We start from the raw sequence: 23,508 nt of genomic DNA, 5'->3' as shown, positions 1-23,508 counted from the left end.
TTGACGGCATGCGCATCGTGCGGCTGGTCTGGCTGATGATCTCGGTCCTGATGGTGGGGACGCTGCTGGCCCCGACCTCGTCTGCTGAGCCGCCCATGCGGCTGCCCGACTACGTCACCGACCAGGCCGGGGCGCTGAATTCGCAACAGCGCAGCGCGGTCACCGGCGCGGTGCAACAGCTGTACGACAAACGCGGTACCCGGCTGTGGGTCGTCTACGTCGACACCTTCTCCGGCGCCAATCCCCGTGACTGGGCGGAAAACACCTGGCGCCAGAGCTTTCTGGGCAACAGCGACGCCATCCTCGCCGTGGCGATCAAGGATCGCGCCTACGCGCTTCTGGTCCCGGAGGCCGCGACGGGCGGTGTGGACGTCGACCGCCTGCGCCGGGATGCCGTCGAACCGAAGTTGCACGACGGAGACTGGGCGGGCGCGGCCGTTGCTGCCGCCGACGGACTCCGGGCGCCCGCCCCACCGTTCAACTGGGCGGGGTTGGTCGTTGCGCTTGCCGTGATCGGCGTCGCGCTGGCCGGGCTCATCTGGTGGGTCCGGCGTAGCCGCCGGCAGCGCCGGCAGGCGGACCTGAACGCGGCCCAGCAGGTCGACCCGACCGACGTCGCGGCGCTCGCGAAGATGTCGCTGGAGACCTTGGAGGACCTGTCCAAGTCGATCCTCGTCGAGGTCGACAACGCGGTGCGTACCAGCGACAACGAGCTGTCCCTGGCCGTCGGCGAGTTCGGCGAGCACGACACCGCGCCCTTCATCACCGCGGTGCAGAACGCGAAAGCCGCGATGGCACAGGCATTCCGCGTGCGCCAGACGCTCGACGACGCGGTGCCCGAGACCCCGCAGCAGCGGCGCGACCTACTGACGCAGGTGGTCGTCTCGGCCGCCCGCGCCGATCAGGAGCTGGAGAACCAGCGCACCGCGTTCCATCAGATGCGCGATCTGGTCATCAACGCGCCGACCCGGCTGGACGCGCTGACCCAACAGCTGGTGGCCCTGACGGCGCGCGTCGAGTCGGCCCGCCAGACCCTGACCGGGCTGCACGGCCAGTTCACCGAGACCGCGCTGGCGTCGGTGGCCGGCAATGTGGACGGCGCCGAACAGCGCCTGGCGTTCGCCGACCAGAACATCACCGCCGCGCGGGGGTTGGTCAGCAAGCCCGGCGACAGCCAGGCCGCCCTGGTCAATGCGATCCATGGCGCGGAGTCTGCGCTGGGTCAGGCGCAGCGCATGTTGGACGCGATCGACAGCGCCGCGGACGACATCACGCACGCGATCAGTGCCCTGCCGGCCGCGATCACCGACATCCAGCACGGGATCGCCGCGGCCGAGGCGGTCCCGCCCGGAGCGCACTACACGGAGCTGACGGCGGCGCGTACCGCTGCGGTACAAGCGGTTTCGAACGCCCAGGCGTCGGGCGCGGCCGATCCGTTCAGCGCGTTCACCCAACTGACGGCTGCCGATGCCCAGTTGGACAAGCTGTTGGCGATCATCGCCGACGAGGCTGCCGCTCGGCAACGGCTGCAACAGTCGTTCGACCAGGCACTGCTCGCCGCCACCTCCCAGGTGCGTGGCGTGTCGGATTTCATCGACACTCACCGCGGGAGTGTCGGCCCCGAAGCCCGGACCCGGCTGGCCGAGGCTCAGCGCCGGATCGAGTCCGCCCGATCGACGTCGCGCACCGACCTTCCCGCCGGCATCGAGCAGGCCAACTCGGCGGCCGATCTGCTCAAGCAATCCCAGACGCTGGCTGCGAACGACGTCGCCGCCGCGCGGCAGTCCTACGCCGGGACCGGGTCGAGCACTGCCGGGGACATCGGCGGCATCATCATCGGCGGCATCCTGTCGGGGATGATCCGCGGCGGCGGCAGCGGCGGTGGCAGCCACAGCGGCGGTTGGAGCTCAACGAGTTTCGGCGGCTCCGGCGGCGGCTTCTCCGGTGGCGGCGGGCGGTTCTAGTGCGGGGCGGCCGCCAGACGCGCCCGTTCCCGCATCGAGGCGACCACCCCACCGTCGTTGAGGATGTCGGTGCCGGTGAGGTACCCGGCCTTGTCGCTGGCGCAGAACGCGAACAGCGCGGCCATCTCTTCGGCCTTGCCCCAGCGCGGCACCGCCGCGTTCATGACCATCGCGCCGGCACCGGCGTCGGCCTCGAGCAGCCCCATCTCGGTGTCGACCGAACCCGGGGACACCGAGACGATGCGCAACCCCTTGGCGTTGAAGCGCTCGGCCTGTGAACTGCTGTACCACTTGACGAAGTTCTTGCTCACGCCGTAGGCCATACCCGAGCGCAGTTCCTCGGGCGCGAAGGCACAGGCCGCCGTCATCTCGGCCAGGAACGCGTCTTCGTCGGTGAGCGCCAGCGGGAACTTCGTCGTCGGGATGATCTCTTCGGGCAGCAGATGGGCCGCCATCGAGGCGACGTTGACGATCGCCGCGCCCGCCTCCGCGACACCGTAGAAGGCCTCGTTGACGTTCACGGTGCCGACCGCGTTGGTGCGCGCCACGTAGTCCGCCGCCCCCATGCTCGGGCTCACCCCGGCGGCATGGATCACCGACGCGATCGAGCCGAGACTCGTTGCGGTGGTGAACAACTGGTCCACTGCGGCGCGGTCGGTGACGTCGGCGTCGACGACGGTCGCGGCGATACCGAGGTTGGCCAGTTCGGCCGCGGCCGCATCGAGGCGGTCGTGACGCACGTCGGCCAGCACGACCGTATGGTCCCGCCCGACGATCTTCGCCGTCGCCACACCCATTCCACCGGCGCCGCCGGTGATCACCGAAACTCGCGTCATACCGGCACGCTATACCGAAAGCCCAACGGGATCGGCGGCAGGGTGCTGACAAACTGCTCAGCAACCGCGCTCAGGTGGTGAACAGCGACAGGTGGACGTACACCTCGTCGGGTCCGCGCTCGTCGACGACGACCTCGCGGTTGACCAGCTTGTGGTCCTTGGTGGTGACCTTTTCCTGCAGGAACAGCGGTCTGGGAGCACCGGACAACGACGGGCCGGCGAGCCCCGTCATGGTTTTCGGAATGTCAGACGGCCGCGGCTCTGTCGGGAACTGGCCCAGGAAGTCCCGCAGTTGACCGTCGGTCAGCCGCAATGCCACGCGATACCGGGTGTCGCGGCCCGAGTCGGTGACGGTGGCGAGAACCTGCGCACCCTGCGGCAACGTCACGTCGCCGAACGCCGCCGCCGCCTCCGCGGAAACCGGCGCCTTCTGCTCCCTGGTCACCTCGGTGGAGCACGCCGACAGGGTGCACAAGATGAGGATTCCGGTCAGCGCGCCGAGGTACCGCCTCATCGCGGCGCACCTTGCCCACTGAGTTCGTCATAGCCCGCGCCGATCTCGCGAATCCGCACCGCGATGGTGTCCAGATCGGCATTCGACCGACTGAGAATCTCGGTGATGTCGGCGGTCCCCTTGGCCACCACCGGAAGCAACGCACGCTCACCCGCAGCGGTGGTCGGCGCGCTGGCGGCCGCGTCGACCACCCATTGCCTGACGACGTCGAGGTCCCGTCGACCTGCCGTCACCACGGCCGCGGACCGATCGACCTCGGCACCGAGGCGCCGGTCGAGTTCGGCGAGCTTGCCGATCATCCCGGCGTGCTCGCGATTGCGACCGTCGTACTTCTCGGCGGCGGTGCCCGTCCACTCCCCGCCTGGGGCCACCGACAGAACGGTTCGGCGCAGTTCCTGGAACTGGCCACTCATGTCGAAGTCGGCACCGCCGACCGGCGTGCCGGACCCGAACGCCGCGCGCGCGTCGTCCCAAGTCGAAAGAAATGCGCCGAGAACCCCCACCGCGGCTCCTCCAATCCCCTTGGCTTACATCCTATTCACGCCCGGGGCGGGTCTTCGGCGCCAATTTTTGGCTCGGCAGGGAACTCAGCAGCCCTTGAGGCGCACCGCGAGGTAGTCGCTGACGGCGTCGATGGCGACACGCTCCTGTGTCATGGCGTCGCGCTCACGGATGGTCACGGCGTGGTCTTCGAGCGAATCGAAGTCGACCGTGATGCAGTACGGCGTACCGATCTCGTCCTGGCGACGGTAGCGGCGGCCGATGGCGCCGGCGTCGTCGAACTCGACGTTCCAGCTCTTGCGCAGCTCGGCCGCCAGGTCGCGGGCCTTCGGCGACAGGTCGGCATTGCGCGACAACGGCAGCACCGCGGCCTTGACGGGCGCGAGGCGCGGGTCGAGCTTGAGCACGGTGCGCTTGTCGACGCCGCCCTTGGCGTTGGGGGCCTCGTCCTCGTGGTACGAGTCGACCAGGAACGCCATCAGCGAGCGGGTCAGGCCGGCTGCGGGCTCGATGACGTACGGCACGAAGCGGGTGTCGGTGCCCTGGTCGTAGAACGACAGGTCGACGCCCGAGTGCTCGCCGTGCGTGCTCAGGTCGAAGTTGGTGCGGTTGGCGATGCCTTCGAGTTCACCCCACGGGTTGCCGGCGAAGCCGAACTTGTACTCGATGTCGGTGGTGCCGGCGCTGTAGTGGGACAGCTTCTCCAGCGGGTGTTCGTACAGCCGCAGATTCTCCGGGTTGATGCCGAGGTCGGTGTACCACTGGAAGCGGGTTTCGATCCAGTACTTGTGCCACTCCGGCGCGGTCGAGGGCTCGACGAAGAACTCCATCTCCATCTGCTCGAACTCGCGGGTGCGGAAGATGAAGTTGCCCGGGGTGATCTCGTTGCGGAAGCTCTTGCCGATCTGGCCGATGCCGAACGGCGGCTTCTTGCGCGCGGTGGTCACCACGTTGGCGAAGTTCACGAAGATGCCCTGCGCGGTCTCGGGGCGCAGGTAGTGCATGCCTTCTTCGGACTCGATCGGGCCGAGGTAGGTCTTGAGCATCATGTTGAAGTCACGCGGCTCGGTCCACTGGCCCTTGGTGCCACAGTCCGGGCAGACGATCTCGTCCATCGACACGGCGTCCGGATCGTCGAGCCCCTTCTTCAGGGCGTAGGCCTCCTGCATGTGGTCCTGACGGTGCCGCTTGTGGCAGTTCAGGCACTCGACCAGCGGGTCGTTGAACACCGCGACGTGGCCCGAGGCCACCCACACCTGCCGCGGCAGGATGATCGCGCTGTCCAGACCGACGACGTCGTCGCGGGAGGTGACGACGGACTTCCACCACTGGCGCTTGATGTTCTCCTTGAGCTCGACACCCAGTGGCCCGTAATCCCACGCAGACTTTGTGCCGCCGTAGATTTCGCCGGACTGGAAGACCAGTCCGCGACGTTTGGCCAGGTTGGCAACGGTGTCGATGATGGACGCCACGATGTTCGAGCACTCCTGTGTCAGGTGGGATGCAACCTGTTCAGACTAGTGGCGGGCTAGTCGGCGACGAACTTCGCGTCCACCCGGGCCCAGATCGTGATGTCATCGGGACTCAGGTCGAGGGTGGGGCCGCCACCGGGCATCCCGGCCGGGGCCGCCATGGCCGCCGCTCGCGGACTGCCGTAGTCGGGCTGCGCCTGGAGCATGCCCGGGTCAGCCAGTTGCACCGCCGTCACCTCACCACGGCCCGCGGCCTCGGCGAACGCCCGCGCCTTCGCCGCCGCGTTGCGCACGGCTTCCTGGCGCAGTTCGGCCTCGTAGGCCTCCCGGTTCTCTTCGGTGACGTCCCAGTCGATCGAGCCGATCTCGGCACCGTCCTCGACGGCCCACCGGTCCAGGAAGGTCGAAAGCTGTTCGAAATCAGCGAATTCCGCTTCGACCCGGATGTCGACGCGGTACCGCGGCTCGGCCGTCCCGTCCTGCGAGTAGGGCCGGTAGCTGAACACCCGGATCTGGTCGCTGGTCCATTTGTTCACCGCGCCGGAGTCCGTCAATCGGCGCAGATCGGTGAGCAGTCGATCCTGGAGCACGACCGCGCGGCGGTACACGTCGGCACGCTCGGCGTCGTTCAAGCTCGCCGCCACCGTGACGGTCGCGCGCTCGGCGGCATACCTGCGTCGGGCCTGCCCGCGGACCACGAGTTCCAGTGCTGTCATGCCACGACGGTATCCGTCGGCGCCGCCGGATCTTTGACATGCGTATGCGCGCATGGAAAGCTAAATGAAAACTATTTCCAATAGCCGGGAGTTGCCGGGTGCCACCCACCACCACGCATGACGAGCTCGACCACCAGCACAGTGGTGCGCCGTTTCCGTCGTCCCTGCCGCGGGAGACGCTCGACGCCGCAGGCGACCTGCTGCGCGCCCTCGCCGCCCCCATCCGGATCGCCATCGTGATGCAGCTGCAGGAGTCGCAACGCTGCGTGCACGAACTCGTCGACGCCCTGGGTGTGCCGCAGCCACTGGTCAGCCAGCACCTGCGCATCCTCAAGTCGGCCGGGGTCGTCGCCGGTGAACGCGCCGGCCGCGAGGTGATGTACCGCCTGGTGGACCATCACCTCGCACACATCGTCGTCGACGCCATCGCCCACGTCGAAGAGGACCGATCGTGAGCGCTCCCACCCGGTCGACCAAACAGCGCACCGCGATCGCCGCGCTGCTCACCAACGTCGAAGAGTTCCGGTCCGCGCAGGAGCTGCACGACGAACTGCGCCGCCGCGGTGAAGGCATCGGCCTGACGACCGTCTACCGCACCCTGCAGTCCATGGCGGCGGCCGGGCAGGTCGACAGCCTGCGCAACGACAGTGGCGAGGCGCTCTACCGGCGCTGCTCGCAGGCCCACCATCACCACCACCTGGTGTGCCGGCAATGCGGTGCGACGGTCGAGGTGGCCGGCACCGAGGTCGAGGCCTGGGCCACCGAAACCGCTGCAGCCCATGGCTTTTCCGACGTCAGTCACACCATCGAGATTTTCGGGGTGTGCGCGGCCTGCACCGGGTCCGGGCCGGTCAGCTGACCCGCGCCAACTGCAGCACGGTGTCCCGGGTCAGCGGCGCCAACTCGATATCGCCAGGCGCATGCGGATCGATCCAGGCCATCTCCTCGATCTCGGCGGCAATCTGCGGGACGCCGTCGAGCCGAACGAAGAACAGGTCAGCCGCGACACTGTGCCCGGGCTCGTTGGCCGCAATCGCGGTGTGGTGACCCAATTCCCGCACGTCGGTCACCCCGACCCCGAGCTCCTCACGGACCTCGCGAACCAGCGCGTCGACCGGTGACTCCCCCGGCTCGAGCTTGCCGCCGGGCTGCATGAACGCCGTCGTCCCACGTTTACGGACCAGCAGCAGCCGCCCGCGCTCGTCGACGACCACCGCGGCGACGATCCGGATGACGGTCACTTCGGCCTCACTTGGTCAGGTCGGCCCGCACGTCGACGCCGGTGGACAGCACCAGCATGACCAGCGTGGACAACGCGTCGTCAGTGAGTCCGGCGGCCGGGAAGTTGTACCGCAGCATCACGTCGCCGAACTTCTTCGCGCCGTTGGACCGCGGATCACCGGCACGCTCCACCAGCACCACCGAGCCGAGCATCGTGCGCCCCGCGTGATCGGACACGCGGTCACGAACGTTGTTGTCCAGCTTGATGTCCCACGCCAGCGGTTGGGTCAGCGAGACGAGTTCCAGCCCCTCGCCGATGTTCACCACCCGCAGCGACGCCACCGTGCCGTCATGCGCGACGGTCAGTGCGCCGTCGGTCTCTTCGACGATGGTCACCGAATCGGCGAGCACAGATGCCAACCGCTGCAACAAGTTCGACATCAGGCCCTCCCGAACCGACGATTGCGATTGACGTATTCCTCGCACGCGGCCCACAGGTCGCGGCGGTCATAGTCGGGCCAGAGCTTGTCCTGGAAGACGTACTCCGCGTAGGCCGCCTGCCACAGCATGAAGTTGCTGGCGCGCTGCTCCCCCGAGGTACGGATGAACAGGTCGACGTCAGGAATGTCGGGGCGGTGCAGGTGCTTGGCAATCGACGCCTCGGAGATCCGGCTCGGGTTGATCTTGCCCGCGGCGGCCTCCTCGGCGAGTTCGCGTGCCGCTTCGACGATCTCGGTGCGGCCGCCGTAATTCACGCAGTAGTTGACGGTGATGACGTCGTTGCCGACCGTCATCTGCTCAGCGATGTCGAATTCCTTGATGACGCTGCTCCACATGCGCGGCCGGGACCCGACCCAGCGCATGTTGACGCCCATCGCGTTGAGATTCTCCCGGCGGCGGCGCACCACCTCGCGGTTGAAGCCCATCAGGAACCGCACCTCTTCGGTGCTGCGCTTCCAGTTCTCGGTGGAGAACGCGTACACCGACAGGTGCTTGATGCCCAGTTCAATGGCTCCGCAGGTGATGTCGATCAGCACCGCCTCGCCCATCTTGTGCCCCTCGGTGCGCCCGAGCCCACGCTGGGTCGCCCACCGGCCGTTGCCGTCCATGACGACAGCGACGTGGTTTGGCACCTGGTTGGCCGGAATCTGCGGGGCCACGGCCTTGGACGGGTGCTGCGGCGGCCGGGCGAAGCGGCCGTTGGAGTTCGGGGGGAGCTCCGGAAAGACCACTGGCCAGGTCGAAACGTCCGGGAAAACCGGATAGTCGTCAGGCGCCTGAGGCAGCTGCGGATAGCTGGTCTTGCGCGCCCGGTTGAGTGCCATGGGCAATATCCTGCCTGAGTAGGGTTACGCGCTGTTCAATGACCGTGGTATCTGGGCGGTAAACGCGCTCGACCAGAGGCAATGTCCGCAGCTGGCGCTCCAGATGCCACTGCAGGTGCGCGGCCACCAGGCCGCTGGCCTGGCTGCGATGCCCCGCCGGTGAGCCCTGCGCAAACTCCCAGTCGCCGTCGTGCAGCGCGGCCATCAGTTCCAGCACACCCTGCGGCGGGGTGACCGACCCCGACGGGCGGCAATGCACGCACACGCTGCCGCCGGCCGCGACATGGAACGCCCGGTGCGGACCGGGTGCGGCGCAGCGGGCGCACTCGGTGATGGCCGGCGCCCAGCCGGCGATCCCCATGGCCCGCAGCAGATAAGCGTCGAGCACGAGTTCCCGGGGCCGGCTGCCGTCCGCGACGGCCCGCAGCGCGCCGACGGTGAGCCGTTGCAGCGCCGGCAGCGGGTTGCGTTCCTCACCGGCCAGCCGCTCGGCGGTCTCCAGAATGGCGCAGCCGCAGGTGTACCGGCCGTAGTCGTTGACGATGTCGGCGGCGAACGCGTCGAGCGACACCACCTGGGTGACGATGTCGAGGTTGCGGCCGGGATGCAACTGCACGTCGATGTGGGCGAACGGCTCCAGCCGCGAGCCGAACTTGCTGCGGGTCCGCCGCACACCTTTGGCCACCGCGCGGACCAGCCCGTGGTCGCGGGTGAGCAGCGTGACGATCCGGTCGGCCTCGCCGAGCTTGTGCTGGCGCAGCACGACCGCTCGATCCCGGTACAACCGCATCGGGCGATTGTCCCATCGCGGACCGACAACTTCCGTTAGGCAGCGCCGGGCGAACGCCCAATCTATTCTCGGAATCGACATGGCCAGCTTTCCAAAACCATCCGCGCAGCCCCGATTCCCGACTCTGACCCAGCAGTTGTATCGGCTCGCGAGCGGCGCGGTGACGTCGCAGGAGATCGTGCGGCAGTCACTGGACGCCATCGCGGCCAGCCAGCTCGAGCTGAACGCCTTCCGGGTGGTCTTCACCGCACAGGCGCTGGCCGACGCCGCCGAAGCGGACCGCAAACGCGCTGCCGGACAACAGCTTCCACTGCTCGGGGTGCCCATCGCCATCAAGGACGACGTCGACGTCGCGGGGGTGCCCACCCGGTTCGGCACCGACGGCGAAGTGCGTCCGGCCACCGAGGACGCCGAGGTGGTGCGACGACTGAAAGCGGCCGGCGCGGTGATCGTCGGCAAGACCAACACCTGCGAACTCGGGCAGTGGCCGTTCACCAGCGGCCCCGGTTTCGGGCACACCCGCAACCCCTGGTCGCGCGGGCACACCCCAGGTGGGTCGTCGGGCGGTAGCGCCGCGGCCGTCGCGGCCGGATTGGTCACCGCCGCAATCGGATCCGACGGCGCGGGCAGCGTCCGCATCCCCGCCGCATGGACCCATCTGGTCGGCATCAAACCGCAGCGCGGACGCATCTCCACCTGGCCGCTGCCCGAAGCCTTCAACGGCATCACCGTCAACGGGGTACTGGCCCGCACCGTGGCCGACGCCGCACTGGTGCTCGACGCGGCGTCCGGCAACGTCGAGGGTGATCTCCACAAGCCGGAGCCCATCGCGGCGGCCGAGTCGGTGGGACGGGCGCCGGGGCCCCTGCGTGTCGCGTTGTCGACCAAGTTCCCGTTCACGCTGTTCCCGGCCCGGTTGCACCCGGAGATCCGGTCAGCACTGAACACCGTTGCGGGACAATTGGAAGAGCTCGGGCACACCGTGCGGCCGGACGATCCCGAGTACGGGCTGCAACTGTCCGTGGACTTCCTGGCGCGCTCCACGTCCGGGCTCGCCGAATGGCGCGACCGCGTCGGTCCCGACGTGACATTGGACCGTCGTACCCGCGGCAACATCCGAACCGGATGGCTGTTGTCGGAGTACGCACTCCGGCAGGCACGGCAGCGGGAAAAGTCCCTTCAGCGCCGGATCGGCTGGATTTTCAACCTGTACGACGTGGTGCTGGCCCCGACCACCGCGCAGCCGCCACCCCTGATCGATGCCTTCGACCGGCTCGGCAGCACCGCCACCGACCGCGCCATCATCGCGGCCTGCCCGGTGTGCTGGCCGTGGAACGCGCTCGGCTGGCCGTCGATCAGCATTCCGGCCGGCTTCACCGCCGACGGGCTGCCCATCGGCGTGCAGCTGATGGGCCCGGAGGGCAGCGAGCCACTACTGATCTCGCTGGCCGCCAGCCTCGAGGCCATCAGCGGCTGGGCCAGCAAGCAGCCCGACAACTGGTGGGCTACTTAGCCGCATCTCCCGCGGCTCAGCCACATCTCCAGCGAGCGGCCGTGTTTGTACGCCGACACGCGGGTCCCGCTGTGCAATCTGCGGCCGCTCGCGGACGGTGAGCGTGCGCATTGTGTACGCCTAAACCGGTGTGTCGCTGCACAAACACGGCCGCTCGCGGGATGGGTAAGAAGCTAAAAACCAAGCTTGCCAAGCTGTTTCGGGTCGCGCTGCCAGTTCTTGGCGATCTTCACCCGCAGGTTGAGATACACCTTGGTGCCGAGCAGCTTCTCGATCTGCGTGCGCGCCGCGGTACCGACCTCGCGCAGCCGCGAGCCGCCCTTGCCGATCACGATGCCCTTCTGACTGTCGCGCTCGACGTAGATGATGGCGTGGATGTCGCACATCTCGCCCTGTTCCGGGGTGCGGCCGTCACGCTCGGTGAACTCGTCGATGACGACCGCCAGCGAGTGCGGCAGCTCGTCGCGGACGCCTTCCAGCGCGGCTTCGCGGATGAGCTCGGCGATGAGCACTTCCTCGGGCTCGTCGGTGAGCTCGCCGTCCGGGTAGAAGGCCGGACCGGGCGGCAGCTTGCTCGCCAGCACGTCGATCAGCACGTCGACCTGCTCTCCGGCCACCGCGGAGACCGGCACGATCTCGGCTGACCCCTCGGTGAGCTCACTGACTGCCATCAGCTGCGCCGCCACCTTGTCACGCGGCACCTTGTCGGTCTTCGTGACGACGACCAGCAGCGTGGTTCTCGGTGCGACAGTACGGATCTGCTGATAGATCCAGCGGTCGCCGGGCCCGATGGCCTCGTCCGCCGGGATGCACAGGCAGATGATGTCGACCTCGGAATAGGTGTCCTTGACCAGTTCGTTGAGCCGCTGGCCGAGCAGCGTCCGCGGCCGGTGCAGACCCGGCGTGTCCACCAGGATGATCTGGAAGGCCTCGCGGTGCACGATGCCGCGAATGGTGTGCCGGGTGGTCTGCGGCCGATTCGACGTGATCGCGACCTTGGTGCCGACGAGCGCGTTGGTCAGCGTCGACTTGCCGGTGTTCGGCCGGCCGACCAAACAGACGAAGCCGGAATGGAATTCGTCACTCATCGGGTTCTCCTTCTGCTGCCGCATCGGCAGCCTCAGTACGTTGCGGCTCGACCGGGATCACCAGCACGGTGCCGATCCGGACCCGGCCGCGATGGTCCCGACCGCCTTCGGCCCGCAACTGCAGGGTCGCCGGATGCTGCGATCGATGTGACGGGAAGGACATCCGGACCTCGGCGCCCGGCAGCGGCACACGTCCCAGCTCATGCGCCAGGAGCCCGCCGACGGTGTCCACGTCCAGGTCGTCGTCGACATCGAAGCCGCACAGCTCGGCCAGGTCCTCCAGCGGCAGCCGGGCCGACACCCGAAACCGGTTGTCGCCCAGTTCTTCTACCGGCAGCACTTCGTCGGTGTCGTACTCGTCGGCGATCTCGCCGACGATCTCTTCGAGCACGTCCTCGATGGACACCAGGCCGGCGATCGCGCCATATTCGTCGACCAGCAACGCCATGTGGTTGCGGGTGCGCTGCATCTCGCTGAGCAGGGCGTCGAGTGGCTTCGAGTCCGGCACGAACACCGCCGGGCGCATCACGTCAGCCACCTTGGTCTCGCGGCCGCCGTTGGTGGAGTTGTATGTCTGCTCCACCAGATCTTTGAGATAGACGACGCCGACGACGTCGTCGACGTTCTCCCCGATCACCGGGATGCGGGAGTGCCCGCTGCGCACCGCCAGCGAGGTGGCCTGGCCGGCCGACTTGTCGCTCTCGATCCACACCATCTCGGTGCGGGGCACCATGACCTCGCGCGCGGGGGTGTCGCCGAGTTCGAAGACGGACTTGATCATTCGTCGCTCTTCGGCGGCCACGACACCGCGCTGCTGCGCGAGATCGACGACCTCGAGCAACTCGATTTCCGAAGCGAACGGTCCGTTGCGGAAGCCCCGGCCCGGGGTCAGGGCGTTACCGATCAGCACCAGCAGCCGGCTGATCGGGGTCAGCAGCACCGCGATCACCTGCAGCGGAAGCGCCGACAGCAGCGAGATCGAGTAGGCGTTCTGCCGTCCCACGGTGCGTGGGCCGACCCCGATGGCCACGAAGCTGACGACCACCATGATGGCGGCGGCGGACACCAGTGCCCAGCCCCGTGTCATCAACTCGTCGAGGTAGTCGACCAGCAGGACCGTCGCCGACGCTTCGCAGACGACACGAAGCAGCACAACGAGATTGACGTACTGCGGCCGATTCCGGATGATCTTCGCCAGCCGCACCGCACCGGGCCGCTCATCACGGATCAGCTCATCGACGCGGGCGATGGAGACGGTGTTGATGGCGGCATCGATCGCCGCGAACAGCCCGCCGAACACGACGAGCACGATGGCGCCGATCAACGGCGTCAGCCCGGTCACGGTTCGTCGAAGTACCGCGACTTGTCGAGCAGCCTGCGGTCTTTCTCGGTCTGCCGATCCTTGTGGTAGGTGTGCACCTGGTCGGCGACCCACTCTTCGAGCAGCTGACGCTGCAGGTCGAACATCTCTTTTTCTTCGTCGGGCTCGGCGTGGTCGTAGCCGAGCAGGTGCAGCACGCCGTGGACGGTCAGCAGCGCCAACTCGTGCCCCAGCGAATGTCCCGCGGTCTCAGCCTGATTCGCGGCGAACTCGGGACACAGCACGATGTCGCCGAGCATCGAGGGGCCGGGCTCGGGCGCATCGGGGCGGCCGCCGGGCTCGAGCTCGTCCATCGGAAAGCTCATCACATCAGTGGGGCCGGGCAGGTCCATCCAGCGCATGTGCAGGTCGGCCATCGCCGACTGGTCCACCAGCACCATCGAGAGTTCAGCGGCGGGGTTCACGTCCATCTTGGAGATGACGAACCGCGCCACGCTGATCAGCTCGTCTTCGGATACGTCGATCCCCGACTCGTTGGAAACCTCGACCGTCACACCGTCACCGCCTCGTCCGGCCGGTTGCTCGGCGCTGCGAACGGTTGGCCAGCCCGTGCTCGCTCACTTTGGCTTCCGCTGCTTCATACGCGTCGACGATTTCCGAAACCAGCTTGTGGCGCACCACATCCGCACTGGTGAGTTCGGCGATGTGGATGTCGTCGATACCGTCGAGCACCTCGACAGCCGACCGCAAACCCGACTTCGATCCGCCCGGCAGGTCGACCTGGGTGACGTCACCGGTGACGACGATCTTAGAACCAAAACCCAAGCGGGTCAGGAACATCTTCATCTGCTCGGCGGTGGTGTTCTGCGCCTCGTCGAGGATGATGAAGGCGTCGTTCAACGTCCGGCCGCGCATGTAGGCCAGCGGCGCAACCTCGATGACCCCGGCTGCCATCAGCTTCGGAATCATCTCGGCGTCCATCATGTCGTGCAGCGCGTCGTACAGCGGCCGCAGATACGGGTCGATCTTCTCGTTCAGGGTGCCCGGCAGGAAGCCGAGGCGCTCTCCCGCTTCGACAGCGGGACGCGTCAGGATGATCCGGCTGACCTGCTTGGTCTGTAATGCGCTGACGGCCTTGGCCATTGCCAGGTAGGTCTTGCCGGTACCGGCGGGGCCGATGCCGAAGACGATGGTGTGGGTGTCGATCGCATCGACGTAGCGCTTCTGATTGAGCGTCTTGGGCCGAATCGTCTTGCCGCGCCGCGACAAGATGTCGAGCGTCAGCACCTGCGCCGGCGACTCGGTGTCGGCGCCGTCGAGCATGCCGACGCTGCGGCGGACGATGTCGGGGGTCAGCGACTGGCCGCCGGCGGCGATAGCGATCAGCTCACTGACCACACGCTCGGCCATCGCCACATCAGCCGGCCGGCCGGATATCGACAGCGAGTTACCGCGGACGTGGATGTCGGCCGCCAGCAGATTCTCGAGGGCACGCAGATTCTCGTCGGCCGAGCCGAGCAGGCCCACCACAAGATCAGGCGGAACAGTGATGCTGCTTCGAACCGACGGGTCGAGCTCCGAGGAGCGCGACGCGGCGGCGTTCGTATCGCGGGGCGTCACGTGGTTTTCGATGCCTGCTTTCTTGGGTCGAGCTGAGGAGCACATTCTACCGCCGGGCCGATGTCACGCCCAATGAGTTGGCTGGTCACGCAAGCCGCGGGCGGTACCGATCCGGTACCGCCCGCGGGTTACGTAGTTGTTGTCGCCGATTACCGACTCTGGTGGACGTTGGTGTCGACCTTGGGCGACTTGGCGCCCTGGTGGACGTCGTCCAGCCAGTTCAGGTGATCAACCCCCGTGGGCACCACTGTGGCCTGCACCCCTGTCGGAGCCGGGCCGGTGGCGGCCACGGCGGGAACGGCGAACCCCATGGCACCGGCGGCCAATCCACCGGCGATAACTGCTGCAATTCCGAAATTCTTCATGGTGAGTTCCCCTTCACGTCTTCTGTCCGTCTTTGTCCCCTGGCGGCCCGAGCCGCTGTGACATTCATGTAAACAGGCAGGTCAAGGGATTAATTCCGCTGGCAGGAAATTGATGTTTACTGGCAGGAATTGCTGTAACCCAGGCCACAGGGTCGGCCCTCCCGGCCGCCGCTGAGAGTTCCGAATTAGCGCAATGCAGGGGCATCGGCCGCTGTTAGGCTCGAATTCACCGGCGAGGGTCCGCCGGTGCGATGAGGAATCGGGGAGGGTTCTGCATGGGTCCGCGTCATAGTCATGGCGGCAGTCACCACGGCGGCACCAGCCATCCATCGCCGAGCTCCCGTCGCAACCGGCACGGCGACGACGAACCAACCCAGGTCATCCCCCGCCCGCACCGCGACGACCCCCGGCACCGCCGCGGCGACGATCACGACGGCAACTCACACCGGCGCGATCACGACGGCGGTGACAGCCCGAGCCTCGGCGAGAAGATCAACGACATCCTCGACAAGGCCAACGACGTCCTGGACACCGCCTCGGACATCGCGGACAACGTCAAGAAGCTGATGGAGGGCGACCCGATGGGCGCCGTCGGATTGCTCAGCGATGCCGGCGACATCGCCAAGATGCTGATGCCCGCGGCCGCGGGCACACCCATCATCGAGGGCGGTTTGTGGGCCCTGGACCTCGCGGGGCTCGGCTTCGGCATTGGCGATCCGGACACCGGCGAATCGTTCTCCGAGGGCGCCGGACTCTTTCAGGCCGCCGGCGACGGGCTCAGCAATGCCTATCCGGCCGTGTGGAAAGGCACCGCCTCCACGGCCTACTCCAACCGCAACGCCGAGCAGATCGGCAGCGCCGAACAACTGCTGCAGGCCGACAATCTCGTCGTGCAAATCCTGAGCGCCGAGGCCCAGCAGGTGGACGCCGGACGCCAGCAGATGGACAACATCGCCACCTGCCTCGGCGCGATGATCCCCGTCTGCCTCGCACTCGAGGCGACGGTCATCGGCGCCCCCGAGTCGCTCGCGCTGCAGGCCGCATCAGTCGCCGTCGCCGCCGCGGCGTCCGCCGTGGCGATGAACAACATGATGGCCCAATCATCGAGCAACGCCGCGCAATTGAGCCAGGCGACGAGCATGTACCAGAGCGCGTCGCACGCGCCGCCGCTGAGCACCATGCCGCCGCCCGCGAAAAAGCCGGGCGACGGACCAGATTTCGGCAACGCCGACCCCAACGCGCCGGGCAACCCCAACCAGCCCGGGACGCCGGGACCGGGCACGCCGTACGGTCCGCCCACGAGCAACCCGCCCGGCACCGGCAGCCCGACGGGCTCGCCCACGGGCACCGGAGGTGGCGGCAGTGGTTCCGGTGGCGGTTCGGGCTCGGGTGGCGGTTCAGGTTCGGGTGGCGGCGGTACACCGAGCGCACCCAGCATGCCGAAGGTGCCCGAAATGCCCTCCACGCCGGCGGCATCGGGTGCGGGCACCGGCGCAGGCGCCGGCATGGGCGGTATGCCGTCGCTGCCACAGATGGGCGGCGGTGGCTCCGGCAGCGGGGGCGGCGGCCTGCTCGGCACCCTCGCCGGCCTGGCCGGTCAGGCGGCACAAACCGCGACGCAGGCGGCTCAGGCCGCCCAGCAGGGCAAGCAGGATCCGAACGCGCAGGATCCCGACGCGCTCGGCGCGGACAAAGACGGTGACGGCAAGCCGGACGACCCGGCCGCCGATCCCAATGCCCAACCCGCACCGGAGAATCCATCGGGCGCGGCGCCCGGGGCCGAGTCCCCTGCGGGCCGCGCGCCCATCCAGGTGTCGTTCGACGACGGCGCCCACCACGTCGAGGTGGCCGTCGACCCCGACACCGCCAAAGGCCCGGTGCACGTGAGCCTCGACCCGTCGAATCCCACTGCACCCCCGCGCATCACGACCGACATCTAGCTTTTCCGAAAGGAGCAACACATGAGCAGCAGACTCACCGTCGAGACCTCGGAGTTGCAATCGCTCTCCACCAAACAAGACGATGCCGCCGCCACCTTCAGCGCTGCCGGCGACACGACGTCTTACGTCGAGGTCAAGGTGCTCGCGACCCACGGGCCGCTGTGCATGTCGACGCAATCCGCGCTGAGTGCCGCGAACAACGCGCGCAAGGCTGCCTGCGAGCAGATGATGAACAAGTCGCGCAACCTGGCCGACAACCTGACCAAGGCCGCATCGCAATACGATCAGACGGACGCGCAGGAAGGCGCCAGCCTCAGCAAGCAGATGCAGATCTGATCGATGTCAGACCATTCCTGGGACGACCACGACGACGACCATCTCGCCGAACCCGAGGGCGCACTCGACTACTTCGCCACGAACAGCAGCTCTGACGCAGACCCCGAGGACTCGGATCTCGACCTGCTGGTGACATCGGATAGCGAGACATCCGACGTCGATACGGCGGGCTCCTACGCGGACGCGATCGCGCCGGAAGCCGACACCTCATTCGACGACGGCGAGACGCAGGACGACGAAGCGCCGCGCGTGGTGGTGTTCGCGGTGTCCGATCCCGCCGGGAACGTCACTGCCGAGGCGTCGATCGCCGGATCCATCCAGCGGATCAAGCTGGCACCCAAGGCCACCTCGATGACCGAGGCCGATCTCTCGCGTAGCATCCTGGCGACCGCGAAGCTCGCGAACATGAAGGGGCGCGCGGTGCAACGGGCGCTCATCGAGGGCGTCCTCGCGGCCGAAGGCCTGGACGACGAGCGGGTCGAAGCCATCATCGAGATGAACGCACCCGACCTGCCGACACCGCGACAGGCCGACGACGCGGTAGCCGAGGCAGAGGCGGCATACCTCCGCGGTGAGCACCGCTAGCCGAGATGCGGGCCACGCCCGAACATGCCTGGGACTTGGCTGTTCGGCGGACCCACCGATGCCGGTCGCGGTGGTGCTAGACCTGCCAGCGCGGCGTCAGCACACCCACGGCGCCCAACGCGACCGCGGCCGCGGTCGACGTCCGCAGCACCGACGGTCCCAGCCGAACCGCGATCGCGCCGGCGGCCACCAGTGCCGCGACCTCACCGTCGGTGATACCGCCTTCCGGTCCGACGATCAGCGTCACGGCCTCCGTCGACGGCGAAATCACATCGCGCAGCGCCACTTCCGCTGATTCGTGCAACACCAGGGTGACACCGTTCCCGATCGACGCGACCACCTCGGCGGTCGAGACCGGGCCACTGACCGACGGCACGTACGGCCGCCGGGACTGCCTCGCCGCCGACCGGGCGACCGCGCTCCAGCGTCGTAAGCCCTTCTCCACCTTGGCCGCACCATCCCAGCGCGCGACGCAGCGCTCGGACTGCCATGCCACGAATGCGTCGGCGCCCGCCTCGGTGGCCAATTCGATGGCCAGCTCGGAGCGGTCGGATTTGGGCAGGGCCTGGACCACCGTCACTGTCGGCACCGCGGCCGGAACCTCGGTGACCGACAGGACGCGCGCCGTCAACCGGCCCTTCACCGCGTCCTCGATCACGCAGTGCGCCAGCATCCCTGCCCCGTCTGACAGGTCGAGTTCCTCGCCCGGACGGATACGTCGCACCGTCGCCGCGTGGAATCCCTCGTCGCCGTCGACGACGGCGAGCCCGCCGACCTCCGGCACGGCGTCGACATAGAACAGCGCCCGGCTCACCAGCAGCCCCGAAGGCTAACGGCCGCTGAAGGTTTCACGCAGGCGGCTGAACAGGCCGCCACCGCCACCGGCCACCGCCTGGGTGGACCGCACCTCCGTGACGTCGCGCGTCCGCTGCTCCTTGAACTTGCGCAGCAGGTCAAGATCCCGGTTGTCGAGCCGCGACGGCACCACCACGTCGATGTGCGCGTGCAGATTGCCGCGGACCCCGGACCGCAGGTGCGGCATGCCGTGGCCGCGAAGTGTGGTGATCGAGCCGGGCTGGGTACCCGGGGCGATGGTGATCTCGGTGGGCCCGTCGAGAATGGCGTCGACGGTGACCGTGGTGCCGAGTGCGGCGTCGACCATCGGCACCGAGACAGTGCAATGCAGGTCGTCGCCGTCGCGGAGGAAGAGCTCGTGCACCTGCTCGTGCACCTCGACGTACAGGTCGCCGGCGGGTCCACCGCCCGGGCCGACCTCGCCCTGCGCGGCCAGACGCACTCGCATGCCCTCGCCGACACCGGCCGGAATCTTCACGCTGACGTCGCGCCGCGCGCGCACCCGGCCATCGCCACCGCAGCGGTGACACGGGTCGGGAATGACCTCACCGACACCGCCGCACACCGGGCACGGACGTGACGTCATGACGTTGCCGAGCAGCGAACGCTGGACCGTCTGCACCTCGCCCTGACCGTGGCAGGTATCACAGCGGGCAGGCTGGGAATTGCCGTGCGTGCCCTTCCCCTGGCACACGTCGCACAGCACCGCGGTGTCGACGGTGACCTGCTTGGTGACGCCCGTCGCGCACTCCTCGAGGTTCAGCCGCAGACGCAGCAGAGAGTCCGAGCCCGGCCGCACCCGGCCGATCGGACCGCGCGACGACGCGCCGCCACCGAAGAACGCCTCGAACACATCGCCGAGGCCGCCGAAACCTGAGAAGCCGGCGCCGCTCGGGCCGCCTCCCCCGCTCCCCATCGGATCACCACCGAGGTCGACGATGCGCCGCTTCTCCGGGTCGCTGAGGACCTCGTAGGCGGTGCTGATCTCGGCGAACCGCTGCTGTGCGCCCTCGTCGGGATTGACGTCGGGGTGCAGCTCACGGGCCAGCCTGCGGTAGGCCTTCTTGATCTCCGAGTCGCTGGCGCCCTTGCTCACGCCGAGCAGGTCGTAGTAATCGCGTGCCACGCCTAAGAACCTTGCCTAATCTCTCGAACTGCTGGGCACCCTCATCGGGTGCCCAGTACCTCGCCTATGTACCGGGCGACGGCTGCGACGTTCGCGATGGTGCCCGGATAGTCCATCCGAGTTGGGCCCACCACGCCCATGCCGCCGTAAACCTTGCCCAAGCTGCCATAGGCGGTGCTCACGACGGACGTCCCTGCCATCTGCTCGGCCTCGGTTTCGTGGCCGATGCGTACCGTGACTTTACCTGCCTCCTGTTGGGCGGCCAGCAACCGCAGCACCACGACCTGCTCCTCCAGTGCCTCCAGCACCGACCGCAGGGACCCGCCGAAATCGGCCGTGTTGCGCGTCAGGTTGGCCGTGCCGCCGAGCAACAACCGCTCCTCCTGGTGCTCGACCAGGGTCTCGACCAGTACCGTCGCCGCGCGGCCCACGGCGTCGCCAAGACCGCCGTGACCGTCCAGCTGTGACGCCAGGTCGGCCACCGCGATCGATGCGGCCGACAGCAGCTTGCCCTCCAGTGCCGCGCCGAGCCGCTCACGCAACTGCGCCAGCTCATGCTCGCCGATGGAGTCGCCGAGCTCGACAACCCGCTGGTCAACCCGGCCGGTGTCGGTGATGACGACGAGCAACAGGCGCGCCGGGGTGAGTGCGACGACCTCGAGGTGACGCACCGTGGACCGCGACAAGGTCGGGTACTGCACGATGGCGACCTGCCGGGTCAGCTGCGCCAGCAGCCGCACCGCGCGGCGCAGCACGTCGTCCAGGTCGACCCCGGACTCCAGGAAAGTCAGGATGGCGCGGCGCTCGCCGGACGACAGCGGCTTGACGTCATCGATCCGGTCGACGAACTCGCGGTAGCCCTTCTCCGTGGGCACCCGGCCCGAGCTGGTGTGCGGCTGGGTGATGTAGCCCTCGGCCTCCAGCACGGCCATGTCGTTGCGCACCGTCGCACTCGAAACACCGAGGTTGTGACGCTCCACGAGCGTCTTGGAGCCGATGGGCTCCTTGGTGGAGACGAAGTCGGCAACGATGGCGCGCAGCACCTCGAATCGACGGTCGTCGGCACTACCCATGCGTCACCTCCGGTTTCACCGCCATTTTACGGTGACGATGGATTCGGACGGGCGACAGACGCCATTCGGGGCCAGCTGGGTGGTTGGATGTCTCGGCAAACGCCGAGCCGACCGGCTAGGGTCAGGTGTATGCCGACGCTGTCACCGCGGACCCGCTCGGCTCACGGGGAGCGCAGGACGTGATCTATTCATGATTTTCAGAGGGGTACGCGACGGGAAGCCCTACCCGGAACACGGGCTGAGCTACCGCGAATGGGCCCAGATTCCGCCGCGTCAGCTGCGTCTCGACGAGATCGTCACGACCACCACCGTGCTGGCCCTGGACCGGCTGCTGTCCGAGGATTCGACGTTCTACGGCGATCTGTTTCCGCATGCCGTGCGCTGGCAGGGCACCATCTATCTGGAAGACGGCCTGCATCGCGCGGTGCGGTCGGCACTGCGGAACCGGGTGGTGCTGCATGCCCGGGTGTACGACATGGATGTGCCGCTGTCGCAGCAGATTTCGCCTGCCGGCGAGTAACGCGCTAGCGCAGGTACGTGCCGACCAGCACGACGATGACGAGTGCGACGAGTCCGATACCCAGACACATCAGTGCCGTGATGACGCGGCTACGGGCGCTGCCGCCCAGCCGGTAGGTGCCGCGGAACAACACCGACATCGCGATGCTCGCCGCCCGCCAGCGCGGGGAGTTCCTCTGCTGCTCGGATTGGGCCTGCTGTGGGTAGGGCTGTGGGTAGCCCGGCTGTGCGTAGGGGTACTGCTGCTGCGGATTCGGATACCCGCCCGGCGGATACGGCCATTGCGGTGGCTGTTGTTGCGGATACCGCGGATCCGGATACGTCATTGCTGCACTCCCCCTGGCCAGCGTTGGCTCTCGCGACTCTACTCGGGCCACCCAGGGCATCACGCGGAAATCTCTTGTGTCGAGGGTGCGGACAGATCGCCGGATCCGCGGCGGAGACGCTCTGGCTGCACATTCGCGCGCGTGCACGCGCTGGGCACTTGACTAGCAAATACCTTCTGGTGGTGACCCTGCGCTGAGGTCCAGAAAGTTCGAGGCGATTTCAAGGGATCGATGCAACAGCTGGCGGATTCGACAGTAGTTCGTTGAGTGCTTCGGCTGGTGTTCGCCAGTTCAAGGTTTCGCGGGGCCGGCCGTTGAGTTCGGCGGCGACGTTGTCCAGGATGCCCGGGCCGTGCAACGACAGGTCGGTGCCTTTGGGGAAGTACTGGCGCAGCAGCCCATTGGTGTTCTCGTTGGTGCCGCGCTGCCAGGGCGAGTGCGGATCACAGAAGAAGATCTTGAGTCCCGTGGCCTTGGCGATGTTGGCGTGGTTGGCCATCTCCATGCCCTGATCCCAGGTCAGTGCACGACACAAATGCTCCGGCAATTCAGTCATTTTGGCGATGATGGCTTCCTGCACCGCCAACGCGCCGTGACCATCGGGCAGGTGCAGCAGCATCACGAACCGGGTGGTGCGCTCGACCAGGGTGCCGATCGCCGACCCCGAGGCGACGGTCCCGATGATCAGGTCCCCTTCCCAGCTGCCCGGTATCGCACGGTCGGAGAACTCGGCGGGACGGTCGCTGATCATGACTTTGTCCGGGATGCGGCCGCGTCGTTCCTCGCCGTCGCGCTGCGGGCGGCGCACTGCCCGTCCGGTGCGCAGGCACTGGTGCAGTTCCCGACGCAACGAACCCCGTCCTTGCACGTAGATGGACTGGTAGATGGCCTTGTGTGACACCCGCATCTCCAGGTCGTCGGGGAAATCCTCGCGCAGCCGCCGCGCGATCTGCCGCGGGCTGTGCCGCAGCTGCAACCGAGTCTGCACCTCGTTGTGCAGCCTGTCATTGAGGGCCAACCGGCGGGGCTTGGGTCGGCGGGCGGACTCGGCGCTGCGGTCATGAGCGCTCATAGCCCGGTAGTGCACGGTGGAGCTGATACCGCTTTGGCGGGCCCCGAACGCGTGCTTGCGCCGATACCCCGATTTGCATCCGGTGTAGCGGTTACGCAGCTCACTGTTGTTGTCGATCTCGCGTTTGATCGTCGAGGGCGCTCGCCCCAACCGACCGGCGATCGACCGGATCGACTCACCGGCATGCACCCCGGCCTGAATCTCGATGCGTTCCTCGAGTGTCAGGCGGGGCCGGGGGCCTGTCGACTTCGGCTGGTGTGCACGGGGTTTCACGCCACCAGCATCACGGAACCACCTCTGCCCGCATCCGACCGACACACCCACCGCGAGCCCCGCATCACCGGCAGTCATGCCCTGCCGGATGAACGTCCAAAACGCCGGCATCCGCGACCGCAACACACGATTGGAACCCACAACACTCCTCGATCAG

The 23,508-nt window shown here is 67.7% G+C and carries 27 protein-coding genes; 8 read left to right on the top strand and 19 right to left on the bottom strand.

Annotated elements, in window-relative coordinates; translation table 11 throughout:
- The first annotated feature begins 8 nt into the window (after positions 1-8).
- Positions 9-1,964, top strand: coding sequence for a TPM domain-containing protein (locus ACWW1C_RS08330; RefSeq protein ID WP_455982990.1), 1,956 nt, complete (start codon positions 9-11; stop codon positions 1,962-1,964).
- Here ACWW1C_RS08330 and ACWW1C_RS08325 read toward each other — a convergent pair.
- From ACWW1C_RS08325 to ACWW1C_RS08305, 5 genes are all read right to left on the bottom strand, one after another.
- Complete coding sequence (locus ACWW1C_RS08325; RefSeq protein ID WP_455982989.1) at positions 1,961-2,800, bottom strand: SDR family oxidoreductase; 840 nt, start codon at positions 2,798-2,800, stop codon at positions 1,961-1,963. The two genes, ACWW1C_RS08330 and ACWW1C_RS08325, sit on opposite strands and share 4 nt — an antisense overlap.
- A gap of 70 nt (positions 2,801-2,870) precedes the next feature.
- The gene (locus ACWW1C_RS08320) at positions 2,871-3,314 is read right to left on the bottom strand and encodes a hypothetical protein (protein ID WP_455982988.1); all 444 of its coding nucleotides are present in this window, start codon (positions 3,312-3,314) and stop codon (positions 2,871-2,873) included.
- Positions 3,311-3,817 (bottom strand): EspA/EspE family type VII secretion system effector, encoded by a 507-nt coding sequence (locus tag ACWW1C_RS08315; protein ID WP_455982987.1) that lies wholly within the window; start codon positions 3,815-3,817, stop codon positions 3,311-3,313. The genes ACWW1C_RS08320 and ACWW1C_RS08315 overlap by 4 nt, the downstream gene beginning before the upstream one ends.
- 84 nt (positions 3,818-3,901) lie before the next feature.
- On the bottom strand, positions 3,902-5,287 hold the full coding sequence (locus ACWW1C_RS08310) for a glycine--tRNA ligase (RefSeq protein ID WP_455982986.1): 1,386 nt from the start codon (positions 5,285-5,287) through the stop codon (positions 3,902-3,904).
- 56 nt (positions 5,288-5,343) lie between these two features.
- Positions 5,344-6,003: an SIMPL domain-containing protein gene (locus ACWW1C_RS08305; RefSeq protein ID WP_455982985.1), complete on the bottom strand. Its 660-nt coding sequence runs from the start codon at positions 6,001-6,003 to the stop codon at positions 5,344-5,346.
- Between the two features lie 98 nt (positions 6,004-6,101).
- Here ACWW1C_RS08305 and ACWW1C_RS08300 point away from each other — a divergent pair, with 98 nt between their 5' ends.
- Positions 6,102-6,458 carry an ArsR/SmtB family transcription factor gene (locus ACWW1C_RS08300; RefSeq protein WP_455982984.1) on the top strand — a complete coding sequence of 119 codons (357 nt, stop codon included), beginning with the start codon at positions 6,102-6,104 and terminating at the stop codon, positions 6,456-6,458.
- Positions 6,455-6,862 (top strand): Fur family transcriptional regulator, encoded by a 408-nt coding sequence (locus ACWW1C_RS08295; protein WP_455982983.1) that lies wholly within the window; start codon positions 6,455-6,457, stop codon positions 6,860-6,862. The genes ACWW1C_RS08300 and ACWW1C_RS08295 overlap by 4 nt, the downstream gene beginning before the upstream one ends.
- Here the strand turns inward: ACWW1C_RS08295 and ACWW1C_RS08290 are convergent.
- Genes ACWW1C_RS08290 through recO form a run of 4 tightly spaced genes read right to left on the bottom strand, consistent with a single transcriptional unit; the run spans position 6,855 to position 9,339 of the window.
- Complete coding sequence (locus ACWW1C_RS08290) at positions 6,855-7,244, bottom strand: NUDIX hydrolase (protein ID WP_455982982.1); 390 nt, start codon at positions 7,242-7,244, stop codon at positions 6,855-6,857. The two genes, ACWW1C_RS08295 and ACWW1C_RS08290, sit on opposite strands and share 8 nt — an antisense overlap.
- A gap of 7 nt (positions 7,245-7,251) precedes the next feature.
- Complete coding sequence (locus tag ACWW1C_RS08285) at positions 7,252-7,665, bottom strand: hypothetical protein (RefSeq protein ID WP_455982981.1); 414 nt, start codon at positions 7,663-7,665, stop codon at positions 7,252-7,254.
- Positions 7,665-8,549, bottom strand: coding sequence for a decaprenyl diphosphate synthase (locus ACWW1C_RS08280; protein ID WP_455982980.1), 885 nt, complete (start codon positions 8,547-8,549; stop codon positions 7,665-7,667). The genes ACWW1C_RS08285 and ACWW1C_RS08280 overlap by 1 nt, the downstream gene beginning before the upstream one ends.
- Positions 8,494-9,339 (bottom strand): DNA repair protein RecO, encoded by an 846-nt coding sequence (gene recO, locus ACWW1C_RS08275; RefSeq protein WP_455982979.1) that lies wholly within the window; start codon positions 9,337-9,339, stop codon positions 8,494-8,496. Before recO ends, ACWW1C_RS08280 begins: the two co-directional genes overlap by 56 nt.
- A 79-nt stretch (positions 9,340-9,418) precedes the next feature.
- On the opposite strand from recO, the gene ACWW1C_RS08270 reads away from it, so the two are divergent.
- Entirely contained in the window at positions 9,419-10,852 is a 1,434-nt protein-coding gene (locus ACWW1C_RS08270; protein ID WP_455982978.1) for an amidase, read from the top strand.
- 173 nt (positions 10,853-11,025) lie between these two features.
- Here the strand turns inward: ACWW1C_RS08270 and era are convergent, their stop codons facing one another.
- The 5 genes from era to ACWW1C_RS08245 all read right to left on the bottom strand — a co-directional run bounded on the left by era (position 11,026) and on the right by ACWW1C_RS08245 (position 15,246).
- The gene (gene era, locus ACWW1C_RS08265; RefSeq protein ID WP_455982977.1) at positions 11,026-11,940 is read right to left on the bottom strand and encodes a GTPase Era; all 915 of its coding nucleotides are present in this window, start codon (positions 11,938-11,940) and stop codon (positions 11,026-11,028) included.
- Positions 11,933-13,282, bottom strand: a complete 1,350-nt coding sequence (locus ACWW1C_RS08260; RefSeq protein WP_455982976.1) for a hemolysin family protein — start codon at positions 13,280-13,282, stop codon at positions 11,933-11,935. The genes era and ACWW1C_RS08260 overlap by 8 nt, the downstream gene beginning before the upstream one ends.
- Positions 13,279-13,815, bottom strand: a complete 537-nt coding sequence (gene ybeY / locus ACWW1C_RS08255) for an rRNA maturation RNase YbeY (protein ID WP_455982975.1) — start codon at positions 13,813-13,815, stop codon at positions 13,279-13,281. Before ybeY ends, ACWW1C_RS08260 begins: the two co-directional genes overlap by 4 nt.
- Before the next feature lie 4 nt (positions 13,816-13,819).
- A complete protein-coding gene (locus ACWW1C_RS08250; RefSeq protein WP_455982974.1) occupies positions 13,820-14,881 on the bottom strand; it encodes a PhoH family protein in 1,062 nt (353 codons plus the stop codon).
- 149 nt (positions 14,882-15,030) lie between these two features.
- Positions 15,031-15,246, bottom strand: a complete 216-nt coding sequence (locus ACWW1C_RS08245; protein WP_061009718.1) for a hypothetical protein — start codon at positions 15,244-15,246, stop codon at positions 15,031-15,033.
- A 275-nt stretch (positions 15,247-15,521) separates the two neighbouring features.
- Here ACWW1C_RS08245 and ACWW1C_RS08240 point away from each other — a divergent pair, with 275 nt between their 5' ends.
- From ACWW1C_RS08240 to ACWW1C_RS08230, 3 genes are read left to right on the top strand one after another with little or no spacing between them, the layout of a single operon-like run.
- Complete coding sequence (locus ACWW1C_RS08240) at positions 15,522-17,186, top strand: EspA/EspE family type VII secretion system effector (protein WP_455982973.1); 1,665 nt, start codon at positions 15,522-15,524, stop codon at positions 17,184-17,186.
- Positions 17,187-17,207: 21 nt separating this feature from the next.
- Entirely contained in the window at positions 17,208-17,522 is a 315-nt protein-coding gene (locus tag ACWW1C_RS08235; RefSeq protein ID WP_455982972.1) for an ESX-1 secretion-associated protein, read from the top strand.
- A gap of 3 nt (positions 17,523-17,525) precedes the next feature.
- Positions 17,526-18,107: a hypothetical protein gene (locus ACWW1C_RS08230; protein WP_455982971.1), complete on the top strand. Its 582-nt coding sequence runs from the start codon at positions 17,526-17,528 to the stop codon at positions 18,105-18,107.
- Between the two features lie 76 nt (positions 18,108-18,183).
- Here ACWW1C_RS08230 and ACWW1C_RS08225 read toward each other — a convergent pair whose 3' ends face one another.
- The 3 genes from ACWW1C_RS08225 to hrcA are packed head-to-tail and all read right to left on the bottom strand — an operon-like array spanning position 18,184 to position 21,161.
- A complete protein-coding gene (locus ACWW1C_RS08225; RefSeq protein WP_455982970.1) occupies positions 18,184-18,921 on the bottom strand; it encodes a 16S rRNA (uracil(1498)-N(3))-methyltransferase in 738 nt (245 codons plus the stop codon).
- A 15-nt stretch (positions 18,922-18,936) separates the two neighbouring features.
- A complete protein-coding gene (gene dnaJ, locus ACWW1C_RS08220; protein ID WP_455982969.1) occupies positions 18,937-20,088 on the bottom strand; it encodes a molecular chaperone DnaJ in 1,152 nt (383 codons plus the stop codon).
- A 41-nt stretch (positions 20,089-20,129) separates the two neighbouring features.
- Complete coding sequence (hrcA, locus tag ACWW1C_RS08215; protein ID WP_455982968.1) at positions 20,130-21,161, bottom strand: heat-inducible transcriptional repressor HrcA; 1,032 nt, start codon at positions 21,159-21,161, stop codon at positions 20,130-20,132.
- A 190-nt stretch (positions 21,162-21,351) separates the two neighbouring features.
- Here hrcA and ACWW1C_RS08210 point away from each other — a divergent pair, with 190 nt between their 5' ends.
- Complete coding sequence (locus ACWW1C_RS08210) at positions 21,352-21,681, top strand: type II toxin-antitoxin system VapB family antitoxin (protein ID WP_455982967.1); 330 nt, start codon at positions 21,352-21,354, stop codon at positions 21,679-21,681.
- Positions 21,682-21,685: 4 nt separating this feature from the next.
- On the opposite strand, the gene ACWW1C_RS08205 is transcribed toward ACWW1C_RS08210, so the two are convergent.
- Both ACWW1C_RS08205 and ACWW1C_RS08200 read right to left on the bottom strand, forming a co-directional pair.
- Positions 21,686-22,006: a hypothetical protein gene (locus tag ACWW1C_RS08205; protein ID WP_455982966.1), complete on the bottom strand. Its 321-nt coding sequence runs from the start codon at positions 22,004-22,006 to the stop codon at positions 21,686-21,688.
- A 220-nt stretch (positions 22,007-22,226) separates the two neighbouring features.
- Positions 22,227-23,462 (bottom strand): IS30 family transposase, encoded by a 1,236-nt coding sequence (locus ACWW1C_RS08200; RefSeq protein ID WP_455984198.1) that lies wholly within the window; start codon positions 23,460-23,462, stop codon positions 22,227-22,229.
- Between the last annotated feature and the right edge of the window lie 46 nt (positions 23,463-23,508).

This window comes from Mycobacterium sp. HM-7, assembly GCF_053852335.1.
The sequence above is the reverse complement of the archived record's forward strand: the minus strand, read 5'-3'. Positions and strand labels throughout refer to the sequence as shown.

What these genes read in the sequence shown, in the direction of transcription:
- ACWW1C_RS08285 (WP_455982981.1), bottom strand. Translation starts at nt 7,665, where the DNA reads ATGTCGAACTTGTTGCAGCGGTTGGCATCTGTGCTCGCCGATTCGGTG.
- era (WP_455982977.1), bottom strand. Translation starts at nt 11,940, where the DNA reads ATGAGTGACGAATTCCATTCCGGCTTCGTCTGTTTGGTCGGCCGGCCG.
- ACWW1C_RS08280 (WP_455982980.1), bottom strand. Translation starts at nt 8,549, where the DNA reads ATGGCACTCAACCGGGCGCGCAAGACCAGCTATCCGCAGCTGCCTCAG.
- ACWW1C_RS08235 (WP_455982972.1), top strand. Translation starts at nt 17,208, where the DNA reads ATGAGCAGCAGACTCACCGTCGAGACCTCGGAGTTGCAATCGCTCTCC.
- recO (WP_455982979.1), bottom strand. Translation starts at nt 9,339, where the DNA reads ATGCGGTTGTACCGGGATCGAGCGGTCGTGCTGCGCCAGCACAAGCTC.
- ACWW1C_RS08325 (WP_455982989.1), bottom strand. Translation starts at nt 2,800, where the DNA reads ATGACGCGAGTTTCGGTGATCACCGGCGGCGCCGGTGGAATGGGTGTG.
- ACWW1C_RS08270 (WP_455982978.1), top strand. Translation starts at nt 9,419, where the DNA reads ATGGCCAGCTTTCCAAAACCATCCGCGCAGCCCCGATTCCCGACTCTG.
- ACWW1C_RS08240 (WP_455982973.1), top strand. Translation starts at nt 15,522, where the DNA reads ATGGGTCCGCGTCATAGTCATGGCGGCAGTCACCACGGCGGCACCAGC.
- ACWW1C_RS08200 (WP_455984198.1), bottom strand. Translation starts at nt 23,462, where the DNA reads ATGCCGGCGTTTTGGACGTTCATCCGGCAGGGCATGACTGCCGGTGAT.
- ACWW1C_RS08320 (WP_455982988.1), bottom strand. Translation starts at nt 3,314, where the DNA reads ATGAGGCGGTACCTCGGCGCGCTGACCGGAATCCTCATCTTGTGCACC.
- hrcA (WP_455982968.1), bottom strand. Translation starts at nt 21,161, where the DNA reads ATGGGTAGTGCCGACGACCGTCGATTCGAGGTGCTGCGCGCCATCGTT.
- ACWW1C_RS08210 (WP_455982967.1), top strand. Translation starts at nt 21,352, where the DNA reads ATGATTTTCAGAGGGGTACGCGACGGGAAGCCCTACCCGGAACACGGG.
- ACWW1C_RS08205 (WP_455982966.1), bottom strand. Translation starts at nt 22,006, where the DNA reads ATGACGTATCCGGATCCGCGGTATCCGCAACAACAGCCACCGCAATGG.
- ACWW1C_RS08230 (WP_455982971.1), top strand. Translation starts at nt 17,526, where the DNA reads ATGTCAGACCATTCCTGGGACGACCACGACGACGACCATCTCGCCGAA.
- ACWW1C_RS08330 (WP_455982990.1), top strand. Translation starts at nt 9, where the DNA reads ATGCGCATCGTGCGGCTGGTCTGGCTGATGATCTCGGTCCTGATGGTG.
- ACWW1C_RS08305 (WP_455982985.1), bottom strand. Translation starts at nt 6,003, where the DNA reads ATGACAGCACTGGAACTCGTGGTCCGCGGGCAGGCCCGACGCAGGTAT.
- ACWW1C_RS08245 (WP_061009718.1), bottom strand. Translation starts at nt 15,246, where the DNA reads ATGAAGAATTTCGGAATTGCAGCAGTTATCGCCGGTGGATTGGCCGCC.